The sequence below is a fragment of the Enterovibrio litoreus genome, from assembly GCF_045679545.1.
Lineage (GTDB): Bacteria > Pseudomonadota > Gammaproteobacteria > Enterobacterales > Vibrionaceae > Enterovibrio.
This window is the reverse complement of record NZ_CP166194.1, coordinates 57552-70638: the sequence shown is the minus strand read 5'-3', so window position 1 is coordinate 70638 and position 13087 is coordinate 57552. Positions and strand designations below refer to the sequence as shown.

The following is a 13087-nucleotide window of genomic DNA, read 5'->3' as shown; positions in this document are numbered from 1 at the left end:
GCGATCCTCTTCTCGTTCCGTTGCCTGTATTCGCCTGATGCCTGCTTTCACCAGATCCGTGTTTTCACAAGATCTAGCGTCTAATCGCTTTTTCGTTTGCGCGCTCTCGGATGAGCGGCGTCGTAGACTTTGGCGAGATGCTGAAAGTCCAAGTGGGTATAGACCTGTGTTGTTGACAAGTCAGCATGCCCCAGCAATTCTTGCACGGCGCGTAGATCGCCGGATGACTCCAACATATGTGTCGCAAAGCTGTGTCTGAGTTTGTGTGGGTTAATGTGGCTGTTCACCGCTTGCTTTTGTCCCCACTCAGCCATACGTTTTTGTACGCTGCGCGCCGAAATTCGGCTGCCTAATTTAGAAATAAACAGCGCTTCTTCGGGCCCTTTCAACAACAGATTGCGCACTTTAATCCAATTAATCAGCCACTCTTTGGCCATGCCGGTAAACGGTACAATACGTTCTTTGTCGCCCTTACCGATGACGCGAAGATCGCCTTTTCGCACCGCCACATCTCGAAGGTTTAAGCCGGTAAGCTCAGACAAACGCAGCCCTGCGCCATACATTAACTCCATCATGGCGCGATCGCGTATAGACAAGGGGTCGTCCGAATCGACCGACATCAGCTGGTTGATTTCATCCACATCGAGGTTTTTCGGCAAAGTGCGCCCTTGTTTAGGCGCAGCAACACCTTTGGCAGGGTTCGCCCCCAAGACGCCATCGGCAACCATAAAATCAAAGAAACTACGCAGGGCGGATAAACGCAGAGCAATGCTGCCCGGCTTTAGCCGTTCCCGCTTGGCTTGCGAGGCAATTTGACGTACCCAGCCTGCATCAACGTCTTTCCATTCGGCCACACCAGAGTCTTGCAGAAATGTGGCGCAGGCGGTCAGTTGCTGGCGGTAATTCGATTCTGTGTAGCGACTTAAACCTCGCTCACGGATCATGTAATCAAAAAATCGCGCCAGCGGTTTTTCCAAGGCCGAAGGCAGGCTCATTCGCCCGTCTGCCACTTGGTGAGAAGGATGGCAATGTGTTCTGCAATTTGCTCAACAAACAGGGTGTCCATGCTAGGCTGGAAGTGTCCACCATCTTTGCTGGCAAACGACAAGAAGCCTAACTCTTTCCCTTTGGATACAGGCACTAACGCATAGGAGCCTAGCTCTGGCGCGTGACTGATAAATAGCTCGCCATCGGCCTTACGAAGACGACCCAAGTAAACATGCTGACCGCAAAAATGCGCCGCTTTGATGGCATCCACACTTTTTCTATTTAAGGCATGATGGCCAATATCATACAAACGCAAACTGACTGAAAGCTGCAGCGACGAAGCTAAAGTACGTAAAGCCTGATGAATATCCTGCTCACGACTGGCTGCAAACAAAGCTTTGTGCGCCTGCGAGAAAGCACGAAACAGGTTTTCATTCCCAGCGGCAATACTCATCAATTGGGTGATGTCTTCTTCTAGCTCAGCGACACGTTCGCGCAATCGGCTTAGCTGTATTTCAACCAAAGAAACCGCGCCACGTTGTGGATGAGAGAGTCGAAGTTGCTCCAGCAGTTTAGGCTGGCTAAGAAAAAAGTCAGGATTGTCTTTCAAATAGCTGGCCACGGCATCATCGGTAAGCGCTTTTGCCAGTGGCCCTTCGAGCTTGGAAAGCTCCGTCATACTGTTATTTGTCCATCATAAACATGTGAAGCAGGGCCGGACATATGCAAAGGATGACCCGGACCACGCCAGCGAATGTGTAGATCGCCACCCGGCAATTGCACGCGTACTGACTCATCAAGCAAGCCTTGTGCAATGCCGACAGCCACCGCTGCACAAGCGCCGCTACCACAGGCTTGAGTTTCACCGGCACCGCGTTCATAAACACGAAGTCGGATTTCATGGCGAGAAACCACCTGCATGAATCCAGCATTAACACGCTCAGGGAAACGTTCATGGGATTCCACCAAAGGCCCGAGCGATTCCACGTCTGCGGTGTCCACATCATCCACCACAGTGACACAATGTGGATTACCCATACTCACTGCGCCCACAAACAAGGTTTTATCCCCTACACGTAAAATATAGGTTTTTTCTTCTGTGTTTGCGCGAAAGGGGATTTTCGATGGCTCCCAAATCGGCTCGCCCATGTTAACCGTGACCCGATCGTCACCGTCAACATTCAGCACCATCTTGCCGGATTTGGTTGTCACCTGGATTTGATGCTTGTTGGTCAGCCCTTTCATGCGAACGAAGCGCGCAAAACAGCGCGCACCGTTGCCACACTGCTCTACTTCACTGCTGTCAGCATTGAAGATCCGGTAATGAAAATCGCTTTCCGGATCATAGGGAGGCTCGACCACCAACAACTGATCAAACCCCACCCCCGTGTTTCTGTCCGCCAAGCGACGGATCATATCCGGAGAGAAGTACGCATTTTGTGTCACGCAATCAACCACCATAAAGTCGTTGCCAAGACCATGCATTTTCGAAAATTGTATCTGCATCCGGTTCCTTTATTCAGGCAAAATCTGCTCTAACTGCCACAGTGATTCCAGTGGCTCTCTCTGACGTACCAGATGGGCTTGATCGCCGTCCACCATCACTTCAGCAGCACGGCTACGAGTATTGTAATTCGATGACATCACAAAGCCGTATGCACCTGATGAACGCACAGCAAGAAAATCGCCCGCTTCCAACACCAAGTTACGGTCTTTGCCTAAGTAGTCGCCCGTTTCACAAACAGGGCCAACCAAGTCATAGGTTTTGCCTTCGCCGTCTCGTGGACGAAGTGGCACAATGTCTTGCCATGCTTGATACAAAGCAGGACGCAGTAAATCATTCATCGCCGCATCAATAATGGCGAAATTTTTCTCGGCGTTGTGCTTGAGAAATTCCACTTTAGTCAACAACACACCGGCATTAGCAGCAATGGCGCGACCCGGCTCAAACACCAGTTCAATATCCTGATGATTTTCCAGACGATCTAACAATGCTTTGGCATATTCAGACGGCTGAGGCGGTTTTTCATCGTGATAGGTCACGCCCAAGCCACCACCAACATCAAGGTGCGTAATGTTAATACCATCTTCACGCAGCTCATCTATCAGTGCCAGCAAGCGATCGGTTGATTCAATAAACGGGGCCAGATCGGTTAACTGAGAGCCAATATGGCAATCAATGCCGTGAATGTTGAGGTGAGGCAAGTTGTGGGCGTAATGATAAACCTCACGTGCACGATCGAACGCAATACCGAACTTGTTCTCTTTCAAACCCGTTGAAATATATGGATGGGTTTTGGCGTCTACGTCTGGATTGATTCGCAAACTCACAGGCGCAACCTTGCCCATTTCACCCGCCACCTGATTAAGGCGGTCAAGCTCGGCTTCCGATTCCACGTTGAAACATTTAATACCCAGCGACAAAGCACGCGCCATTTCTGGTGCCGTTTTACCCACCCCAGAAAACACCACTTTCGCTGGATCGCCACCTGCTGCGAGCACACGCTCCAGCTCACCTTGGGAAACAATGTCAAACCCTGACCCTAAACGGGCGAGCACATTCAACACGCCCAAGTTACTGTTTGCCTTCACGGCATAACAAATCAGATGTGGGTGATCGCCAACCGCGTTATTAAACGCATGCCAATGGCGCTCTAGCGTCGCACGCGAATAAACATATAGCGGCGTGCCATAGGTTTCAGCCAATTGCGCCAATGGCAGCTCTTCAGCCCAAAGCTGTCCGTCATCCTGATAATTGAAGTAATCCAACGTCGTTCTTCCCTGTCCGATATATTATGGCTGATCAACGCCCTGAGCTTGCGTATCCTGTGTGTTTCCCGTTTCTGCTGGTGCACTGTTTTGCGCAGGCGTGTCTTCGGGAAAATAGAGTGGGCCTTGTTGGCCACATGCAGACAGCAAGGTAATTGCGGCCAGCACAACAAGTTTCAGGGTTGTTCGCATCATTTATGCCAGTGATCCAAAAGTTAATGCCCTCTATAATCGCATCAACACACTGAAAAGCAATAGGACGGAATACAATGAACACCAGTGAATACCATGAACTTGTCGACGCAGAATGGATGGCCATCGAGGAAGGTATCGATGAATGCGGTGCAGATATCGATTACGAAACATCTGGTAATGTTCTGACACTGGATTTCGAAGACCGCAGTCAGATCATCATTAACCGTCAAGAGCCGATGTCAGAGATCTGGTTGGCCTCGAAATCAGGCGGCTTCCACTTCGCCTATAAAGAAGGAAAATGGCTTTGTAGCAAGACCGGCGTGGAGTTTAGCGACATGGTCAAACAAGAATGTCGCAAGCATTCTGGCGAAGAGGTTAATTGGTAAAGCGTCCATTGCAAAAGCGCTTCATCAAGGCATAAAAACAACGTCGCTGAAATCACGCGATTTCAGCGACGTTTATATTTATGTTTAAGTTCGATTAGATTTACCGAGAAGCAGTCTGCGCCGCTTCAACGCGCGTTTCCGCACCGCGTTGCCACTGGCGGTCACTCTTATAAGGCATCACCTGCGCACGTCCATCAGCCTGATGGATGATGTCGTAAAACTGGGGTAAGTTGAAGTTTACGGCTTGGCCGCTAAAGCTCACTTTTTCCTGAGAAGATGTGTAGAAGCGGTTCACGCCCTGCACCATTTCTTCTTTGTCACCACTGCATTGGCGATACATTTCAACGCGATTGTTTTCATCCAACACATAGATGTTGAACCCTTCGCGGCAATCCTCGAAGAAGAATTGGATCAAGCCTTCACTGGCATAGGCATCGACCACTTCAGGCGGATGAACTTCACCTTCTTTATCCAATACCACCAGCGGTGAGCCCGTGATCTTATTGGTAGAGATTGAGCGATAAAACTCCACTGAGTTCTCGAGTTTTTGTACCGATACGCCGCGGCGTTCGAAAAACAAGCCGAAGGTTTGATCTGCCACACGAATCGCTTTAAAGCGGCGGCGCTTTTCCTGATCGACTGGCTTCAATCGCATATCGATGCACTCTGCTACCATCTGATACACCAAATTACGGATCAAGCCGCGCATTTTTCCGGCGTAGCAGAACACATCAACAGACTCAGGAGGAATAGCATCTTGGTGCATCTTACCCAGCAGGGTCTTCAACACATCCAACATAGCGTTATCACCCTTGAAGTTCAGGGTACGCACTTCATTCCAGCTGTTGCGGTAAACCAAATCGACGCTACCCACCAAGCATTGCTGCTCTGAGCCATAACTGAAGATGTCAGTGTTTTTGAAATCAAATCGAACGGACGGCTGCTTTAATTTAGACGTTGGATCGTGCTCAAGGTTAATGAACAGTGCCAGTTTGCGGATTTCACAAGGGCTCGACAACGCCTGCAAAGACGGCTGTGGTCGACGTACCGAGAAGGTATTTCGCATATCACTGACCAGCTGATAAAGCTTGTCGATGTCAACTTCGCTGGTACGCGCCACAGTGTGTAAACAGGTTGATTCCGTCAGCATGCCATTAAAGTACGCCCATGCCACCAGCTTGGACAAATATCGGTTGTGCTCTAATGGCGCACGACCAATGATGTCGACAGGTTTAAGCGATTGCTTATACAGATACCAGCCCGGTGGATTATTGCGGTCTTCTGGCACTTGTATCAAGGTCAGGTTAGGTTCGTGCAAATCTGGGGATAGCTGAGGGTTAAGTAAGGTGACTTTACCCGGCAACACTTCAAATGCGGCGTACAGCTTACGCGCCAGAATACTGATATCTTCGGGACTAATCGCGGAGGTAATGTCGTTGCGACGCGCAAAGCGTATCAGGTTACGATAGCTCAGCATCAAGGCTTCCAACAGCTCATTGTGCGCCACTTTGACTTCTTCAACCTTCCAGTTACGACGGTTGTCCAAACGTGCGATTTCGTCTTGTGTCCAACCCCACTCTCGGGTCAGTACGCACAATACTTCACGACGCCAAGGCACAGAGCCAGGGCCTGCTTCACGGGTCAGCTTTTCATGGGTTTTGAGGTAGAAACAGCGACGCACCAAGTCGAGGCGACGATGATCGTCAATGCGCTCAAGATAACGCGTGACTTTCTCAAGCATCAGGTAATAAGCATCCGACTGATACACATCCACCATACCAGAGAAGAACCGGCGTTTACCGTCAACGCTAAGAAGCTGTGTACCCGGGTATTCCCAAGAATACGCTTCGAGCAAAATCGCTTTCAGTACCGACTTATACGGCGAGTCGATACTCTTATATAGTTGCCAAAGGCTAGAGCCAAAATACTCTTCGGCTGGAATCGAGGGCAACCCGCCAAAATCGACCCAGTCATCACGACGAAGAGCACCGCTGGCGATCATCTCACCCACGTACTCTTCATAGCAGTTTTCCATTTCTGGCGGCACCAAGTACCACAGCAGTTGCTGACCGGCGAGGTGCAGAGCCGAGCGATAGAATTCATCTAACAAAAGATAGTGCTGACTGGATCCACAGTTGTCTGACGTCATTTCCTGAGCAAGGTTTTGACGGAAACGCTGCTCACACATCACGAAGAAGTTCACTTCTACGCCTTGTGACATAGCCCAATCAGAAATGAGCGAACACTTAGCATCAAGCATTGAACGCTCTTCTTCGCTGACCCACTGCTGCACGCACACCCAAATATCTAAATCACTGCTCAGGCTTTGCCCCATCGACGCGGTACTGCCCATAGAGAACATACCTTTGATAGGGAAATCTTGAGAAATAGGCTTTTCCGGCGCGGACGTGTTCGATGCCAATGCACAATCATTGACAAAATCTTGTTGAATGTCAGAGAGGGTAAAGCTAGCAATGCCATGAACAACACTGCGTTCTAAATAGCCAGGGACGGCCGGATGATTGAAGTGCAGCAAGGCAGGCAATACGTTAAACACGTTAACGGCCTGAGAATGCATAGCGCTTCGTGCGCGCTCCAATCTTACTCGATTGAAGGCATTAAGACGCTCTATTTGCTGATCAACATAGTTTTGCAAGATTAACATCCAAAGTTGCCGACATCCTAGTCAACGAAACAGGCCTCAACGAAATACCAACGCGAGTCCCATGGATAAAAACGTGATCAATCTAACAGTTTTTACTCCGAGCGTAAAGCAAGCAACGACACAACGCTTTTGCTTAACATTGCTCACTATATGACCAGAACTGTGAGACACACAACGCTTTATCTCAAATTTGATTCAAAATAAGGTGAACCAAGTAGCGTTTCACACCCTAATTTGAACAATAATATTTGATCCATATCACACAGGATAGTCTATGGCGCAAGGATTCGCACAATTTAGACTCGCCACCCTGCCTGATAGCTCGCCGTTTTCGCTATTTGTACGATAAGTATCCACGCATTTTACTTGCCACAGATCCTACTCGTCACTCAAATCCACTCACCAAGAAGAGGCTTATCCGCCACGCGCCGCGTTGCACTGCCTCACTGTACCGACTGAGTTCTGAAATCCTGCATCTTGAGGTGGTTTGCTGATAAGCAGCGATGATACGATTGGTGCATGCAAATCACATGGAACCCACTATGAATTCAACGCCCATCCGCATCGCGACTCGCCAAAGCCCATTGGCGCTGTGGCAGGCCGAATATGTTAAAGCTGCTCTCGAGAATACACACCCCGGCCTGGTGGTTGAGCTGGTGCCTATGGTGACCAAGGGCGACATTATTCTCGATACACCACTCGCGAAAGTGGGAGGCAAAGGCCTGTTCGTGAAAGAGCTGGAACAAGCCATGCTGGAAGGACGTGCAGATATCGCCGTTCACTCAATGAAAGACGTCCCTGTGGAATTTCCTGAAGGGCTAGGATTGGTCACTATCTGTGAGCGCGACGACCCGCGTGATGCCTTTGTTTCGAACACGTATGCCAGCATCAGCGATCTACCACAAGGCGCGATTGTGGGAACATCGAGCTTACGTCGTCAGTGCCAACTGCGTGAAATGCGCCCCGACCTCGTTGTTAACGATCTGCGCGGTAATGTGGGGACACGTCTGGGTAAACTGGATAACGGGGAGTATGACGCCATAATTCTTGCTGCAGCAGGCTTGAAACGTCTTGGGCTGCACGATCGTATTCGTAACGAAATCGAGCCAGAAGAAATTCTGCCTGCCGTTGGGCAAGGCGCCGTGGGTATTGAATGCCGACTCGATGATGAGCGTGTACGCGCGTTGCTTGAACCACTAGCCGATGCCAACACTACCTATCGCGTATTGTGCGAGCGCGCTATGAACAACCGCCTACAAGGTGGCTGTCAGGTACCTATCGGCAGTTATTCAGAAATCCAAGGCGATCAAATCTATTTGCGCGCATTGGTCGGTGAACCTGACGGTAGCGAAATTATTCGCGGCGAAGTGACTGGCCCTCTAGAAAAAGCCGAAGAATTAGGAACAGGTCTTGCCGAGCGATTACTGGCAGAAGGCGCACGACCGATTCTTGAAAAGTTGTATCAGGACGAAATATGACCGTTGTGGTCGTCCGTCCGGCGCCTGCCTGTTTTGAGCTGGCTAACAGCCTCAACCAAGCAGGCATAAAGGCGCTACCCGCGCCTTTATTGTCTTTTTCCGCCGGCGTCGACCTCCCTACTCTTCACGATACCCTCACTGCGCTACCCAGCGATAGTGTGGTGGTCGCCGTCAGCCCGCGTGCCGTCGAGTATGCGCAGGCACATTTAACCGAACATCTTGCTTCATGGCGAACCGATCTGCAGTTTGTTGCCGTGGGGGAAAAAACGGCCTCAGTGTGGCGTGATTTGAGCGGCATCAACGCATTGCAGCCTCCCACCGAAGACAGTGAAGGCATGTTATCTCTGCCTATTTTTTCAAAGAAAAGCGGTCAATCTGTGCTGATTTTGCGTGGCAATGGTGGTCGAGCCTTATTAGGCGACACACTTTGTCAACATGGTGCCAAGGTGCGCTATTTTGAAGCCTATCAACGACACTGGAACGCAGACGATTTATCATCATTAACAACACAATGGCGGGCAGATGGTGTCGACACCTTTGTCGTCACCAGCGGTGAACAACTTTCACTTTTATGCCAGACAATCTCAGAGTGTGACCAGCAATGGTTGCGAGAATGCCATATACTGGTGCCAAGCAAACGGATTTACAATCAAGCAATTGGCCTTGGTTTTTCGGCAATTAACTGCGTAAACAGCGCCTCCAATGACTCGCTGCTGCGCGCTTTATACGAGATGAACAACTCGGGACATTCGGATGACAGACAAGAATAAACCATCAGGCACGGAGAAAGACTCAGCAGCGCCAGCATCCTCAAAAGACACGGCGAATAATGCGTCTGACAAAGCCACTCGCTCTCCTTCTCAATCCGACACTAAGGTGTCGGATAAAACTCACGCAGAGAATAAATCTTCCGCTGCGCCTTCTTCTTCAGCAAAAGAAACCCAACCCGCCAAGCCTTTGCAGCCCGCTAAACCTGTAAAAGAAAAGAACGGCGGACGCGGATTGGCCGTATTTGCCATTGTGCTGGTTATTGGTCTGGGGGCGGGTCTTTACTATCACGGTCACCAACAATCGCAGCAATACAATGCAGGCATTGCCGCATTAAATTCTGAGGTTTCAGCGCTAAAAAACGCGTTGGCTGACAGTGACAAGCAAGCTCTGGCTGCGGTACAAAAAGCCACACAAGACACACAAGTGCTGATCGATCAGCAGGACAAAACCATTGCTAGCCTTCAATCGGCCTTGGCCGACGTTAAAGGTCGTCGCCCAAATGATTGGCTACTTGCTGAAGCAAACTACTTGGTCAACCAAGCAGGCCGCCAATTATGGCTGCAACATGACGTGCTGACAGCAACCACATTGATGGAAAACGCAGACCAACGTATTGCAGAGCTGAATGACCCTTCATTGACGCCACTGCGCCAAGCTATGGCAAAAGACATTCAACAACTGAAAGCAATTAAGCGCATTGACCGCGACGGCATCGTGCTCAGACTAAACAGCTTGCAACAAGAAGTGGACAAGCTGCCACTGGCTAATGCCATTATTCCTGAAGGCGAAGCAATCGCCCCAGAGAAAGTGTCTGACAACGTCGATGATTGGCAACAAAACTTGAAAGCGTCAATGAGCGATTTTGTGAGTCAGTTTATTACCTATCGCAAACGCGATGGTGATGTCGTGCCACTGCTAACGCCTGCGCAAACTTTCTATTTGCAAGAGAACCTGAAAGCCAAGCTGGATCAGGCTATCACGGCGGTGTATCGCCAAAACGGTCGCCTGTATGCCGAGTCGCTAAAAACGGCGGAAGAATGGGCAGAACGTTTCTATAACCAAGACGCCAAGATTACTGAAGGTTTTGTCAGCACGCTAAAAACGCTGAGCCAGCAAACCGTTGAAGTCAGCTACCCCGAAGCGCTTGAAAGCCAGCAGCTTATCAGTGACTTGTTGGCCGATCGCCTGCGCCGCGATCTGGCGCCATTGTCGACAGGGGAAAGCAGCCAATGATCAAAATCCTCCTATTAGTTATCGCACTGATCGCAGGTTTGATTGTTGGGCCTGACTTGGCCGGCAACCAAGGTTATGTGCTGATCTCTGCCGCGAATCAAACCATCGAAATGAGCCTAACGACATTGGTTATCGTTGTTATTGCCGCCTTTGCAGCATTGTTCATTCTCGAATTTATCATTCGCAAGTTGTTCTCGTTTTCGAGCTCAACCCGCGGTTGGTTTTCTGGCCGTAAAAGCAAGAAAGCCCGCTCTTTAACAAACCAGGGCTTGGTGAAACTGCTGGAAGGCGATTGGAAACAGGCTGAAAAGTTGGTAGTGAAAGGTGCCAAATTTAGCGATGCGCCATTGCTCAACTATTTAGCCGCGGCGGAAGCCGCACAAGGTCGCGGGGACGTGGAAAACCGCGATCGCTACCTGCAGCAAGCTTCTGATTTTGGCACTGACAGTCTGGCCACCTCATTAACGCGTGCAAAATTGCAATTCCGTCAGGGTCAATACGAAGAAGCGCTGGCAAGCATGCAAGGCTTGTTAGATGCAAACCCGCGTAACGCTATCTTGCTCAATTTACTTAAAGATACCTACCTCAAACTGCAAGATTGGCAAGCATTGCTCCGTCTTCTGCCGTCACTGAAACGCGTAAAAGCCATTTCAGACGCAGAAGCCGCCAAATTAGAGCTGAAAGCTGAATGCGGTTTAATGGCGCATATCGCCACACAAAAAGGCAGCGATGGCCTTCTGGCACACTGGAACAGCCTGTCACGCGCAGCGCGTCAGCAAACACCATTGATCGCCTGTTTGGTCAAACAATTGATTGCGCGCCATGCCGATTCTGAAGCCTATATTATTTTGCGTGAGAATCTTAAAAAGCATCCTGATGAAACCTTGATCGGTCTGGTGCCTGAGCTCTCATTGCCTGACTACCACCCTGCCATTTTGAAATTGCAGGATCTGTTGCGCTACAACGAAAGCAATCCTGTCACTCACAGCGCGTTGGGTCAGTTGTACTTCCGCGAAGGAAAATGGGCAGAAGCCCGTCAGCACTTTGAAAAAGCGCTCGATATTCGTGCTGATGTGACTGACTATGCATGGCTCGTTGATACGCTTGAAAAACTCAATGAATCAGGCGAAGCCAATCACCTGTCACGTGAAGCATTAAAACTCGCGCTGCCTCACAAAGAGTGAAACATTTTGAGCACAAAAAAACGCCCGTCCGGGCGTTTTTTTATTCACAAATCTCACTCAAAGCCTTAAAAATAACCCATTATGTTTCAATTCGTTAATAATCATTAAGGGCTATTTACCAGCCATTGTTAAGGCAAAGTAGCTGGTATCAAATAGGAAGGTAAATTTTTGTAGTCAAAAACCTTTATTTGAATGTGAGCCCGCTGAATCATGGATATGTTACCTTGGATCATTGTGTCAGGCCTGATGGTTTCGGTTGTTACCGGTTTACTGACAGTTCTGCTGGTAAAAGGCATGGAGTAATCCCAAGCCTATTACCAATGACGCCTCCGCATGGAGGCGTTTTTGTTTTCAAGATCAGGGGGTGTTTAAACTATAAACATGAGATCTGAAGAAAGCATCAAGCCTCAAGATCAATCGGCTTGCAAAGCACCTTCTTCGTATTGGCCACTCGTGCGCACTTGCGGCACACATATTCAGGAGCTTTGACCAATTTAGCCAGCGCCGCCAGGTCTTTTTCAATCTCTTTGCTTTTCCAATCACACAAGGTTTTTGCCAACCCTATGCCCTCCTCAGTCATAACTAGATCATCTTTCTAACCGTCAAGTACGATCAGCGCATTGCCGCTTTTACGTAAACATCAAAACGGTTCTTCTTAGTTTCAATTTGGGTAGACGGTGTTTTTCCCGCCATGAACTCAGCATAATCAGGACGCTTTACGACCACACGTTTGGTTGCCAACAAATAGGCCGGGTCAAACAAGCCATCAGCATCATGATCAGCACCGACAAGTGACTGAAACACGCGCATCTCTTTTTTCACCAAAGCGGATTTTTTCTTGTGCGGGTACATCGGGTCGAGATAGACCACATCGGGGCGTTCAAGCGCAGTATCTTGCACCAATTGGCTCAAGGCATCATGGCTTGAAGCATGCACCATAGACAAGCGCTCTCTGACCCAATGCCCAATCTCGGGATCGCACTTGGCGCGCTCTAAGCCATCTTCAAGCAATGCTGCAACCACGGGGTGACGCTCTACCATTTGTACTTTACAACCCAATGAGGCCAATACAAACGCATCGCGGCCCAAGCCCGCCGTGGCATCGAGCACCGTTGGCGTGGCACCTTTATTGAGGCCAACTGCTTTGGCTATTGACTGCCCTTTACCACCGCCGAATTTACGGCGATGGCCAACAGCTCCACCGATAAGATCAACGAAAACGGCACCCAGCTTGGGTTCATCCAGTTTACGCAACTCTAACTGTGATTCGGTTAAAACGAGGGCAAACGTTGCATCGCTGTCATGGGTGAGGCCCCAGCGTTGTGCGATGGTATCGAGGGTGTCTTGGCGCGTTGGCGCTTCGCAGGTTAAGACAATCTGCACCTGAGTTCTCCGGCTATCTAGTCTCGCCGAGTATAA

General features: G+C 49.6%; 13 protein-coding genes. 5 read left to right on the top strand and 8 right to left on the bottom strand.

All coding sequences use genetic code 11. The features are described 5' to 3' along the window. Positions 1-80: 80 nt before the first annotated feature. From xerC to lptM, 5 genes are read right to left on the bottom strand one after another with little or no spacing between them, the layout of a single operon-like run. Positions 81-995 (bottom strand): tyrosine recombinase XerC, encoded by a 915-nt coding sequence (gene xerC, locus AB8599_RS00320; RefSeq protein WP_407331857.1) that lies wholly within the window; start codon positions 993-995, stop codon positions 81-83. Then, positions 992-1666: a DUF484 family protein gene (locus tag AB8599_RS00315; RefSeq protein WP_407331856.1), complete on the bottom strand. Its 675-nt coding sequence runs from the start codon at positions 1664-1666 to the stop codon at positions 992-994. The genes xerC and AB8599_RS00315 overlap by 4 nt, the downstream gene beginning before the upstream one ends. Further along, complete coding sequence (gene dapF / locus AB8599_RS00310) at positions 1663-2493, bottom strand: diaminopimelate epimerase (protein WP_407331855.1); 831 nt, start codon at positions 2491-2493, stop codon at positions 1663-1665. The genes AB8599_RS00315 and dapF overlap by 4 nt, the downstream gene beginning before the upstream one ends. Positions 2494-2502: 9 nt before the next feature. Then, positions 2503-3756, bottom strand: a complete 1254-nt coding sequence (gene lysA, locus AB8599_RS00305; protein ID WP_407331854.1) for a diaminopimelate decarboxylase — start codon at positions 3754-3756, stop codon at positions 2503-2505. Between the two features lie 24 nt (positions 3757-3780). Further along, on the bottom strand, positions 3781-3951 hold the full coding sequence (gene lptM / locus AB8599_RS00300; RefSeq protein WP_407331853.1) for an LPS translocon maturation chaperone LptM: 171 nt from the start codon (positions 3949-3951) through the stop codon (positions 3781-3783). A 74-nt stretch (positions 3952-4025) separates the two neighbouring features. On the opposite strand from lptM, the gene cyaY reads away from it, so the two are divergent. After that, positions 4026-4337, top strand: a complete 312-nt coding sequence (gene cyaY / locus AB8599_RS00295; protein ID WP_407331852.1) for an iron donor protein CyaY — start codon at positions 4026-4028, stop codon at positions 4335-4337. 100 nt (positions 4338-4437) lie between these two features. Here the strand turns inward: cyaY and AB8599_RS00290 are convergent, their stop codons facing one another. Then, positions 4438-7002: a class I adenylate cyclase gene (locus AB8599_RS00290; RefSeq protein WP_407331851.1), complete on the bottom strand. Its 2565-nt coding sequence runs from the start codon at positions 7000-7002 to the stop codon at positions 4438-4440. A 542-nt stretch (positions 7003-7544) separates the two neighbouring features. Here AB8599_RS00290 and hemC point away from each other — a divergent pair. The 4 genes from hemC to AB8599_RS00270 are packed head-to-tail and all read left to right on the top strand — an operon-like array spanning position 7545 to position 11668. Then, on the top strand, positions 7545-8480 hold the full coding sequence (gene hemC / locus AB8599_RS00285) for a hydroxymethylbilane synthase (protein WP_407331850.1): 936 nt from the start codon (positions 7545-7547) through the stop codon (positions 8478-8480). Then, on the top strand, positions 8477-9250 hold the full coding sequence (locus AB8599_RS00280; protein ID WP_407331849.1) for a uroporphyrinogen-III synthase: 774 nt from the start codon (positions 8477-8479) through the stop codon (positions 9248-9250). The genes hemC and AB8599_RS00280 overlap by 4 nt, the downstream gene beginning before the upstream one ends. Further along, on the top strand, positions 9234-10484 hold the full coding sequence (locus tag AB8599_RS00275; protein WP_407331848.1) for a uroporphyrinogen-III C-methyltransferase: 1251 nt from the start codon (positions 9234-9236) through the stop codon (positions 10482-10484). The genes AB8599_RS00280 and AB8599_RS00275 overlap by 17 nt, the downstream gene beginning before the upstream one ends. Beyond that, the gene (locus AB8599_RS00270) at positions 10481-11668 is read left to right on the top strand and encodes a heme biosynthesis HemY N-terminal domain-containing protein (protein WP_407331847.1); all 1188 of its coding nucleotides are present in this window, start codon (positions 10481-10483) and stop codon (positions 11666-11668) included. Before AB8599_RS00275 ends, AB8599_RS00270 begins: the two co-directional genes overlap by 4 nt. A 400-nt stretch (positions 11669-12068) precedes the next feature. Here the strand turns inward: AB8599_RS00270 and AB8599_RS00265 are convergent, their stop codons facing one another. After that, positions 12069-12248, bottom strand: a complete 180-nt coding sequence (locus AB8599_RS00265) for a hypothetical protein (protein ID WP_407331846.1) — start codon at positions 12246-12248, stop codon at positions 12069-12071. A gap of 32 nt (positions 12249-12280) precedes the next feature. Continuing rightward, positions 12281-13051, bottom strand: a complete 771-nt coding sequence (locus AB8599_RS00260) for a class I SAM-dependent methyltransferase (protein ID WP_407331845.1) — start codon at positions 13049-13051, stop codon at positions 12281-12283. Between the last annotated feature and the right edge of the window lie 36 nt (positions 13052-13087).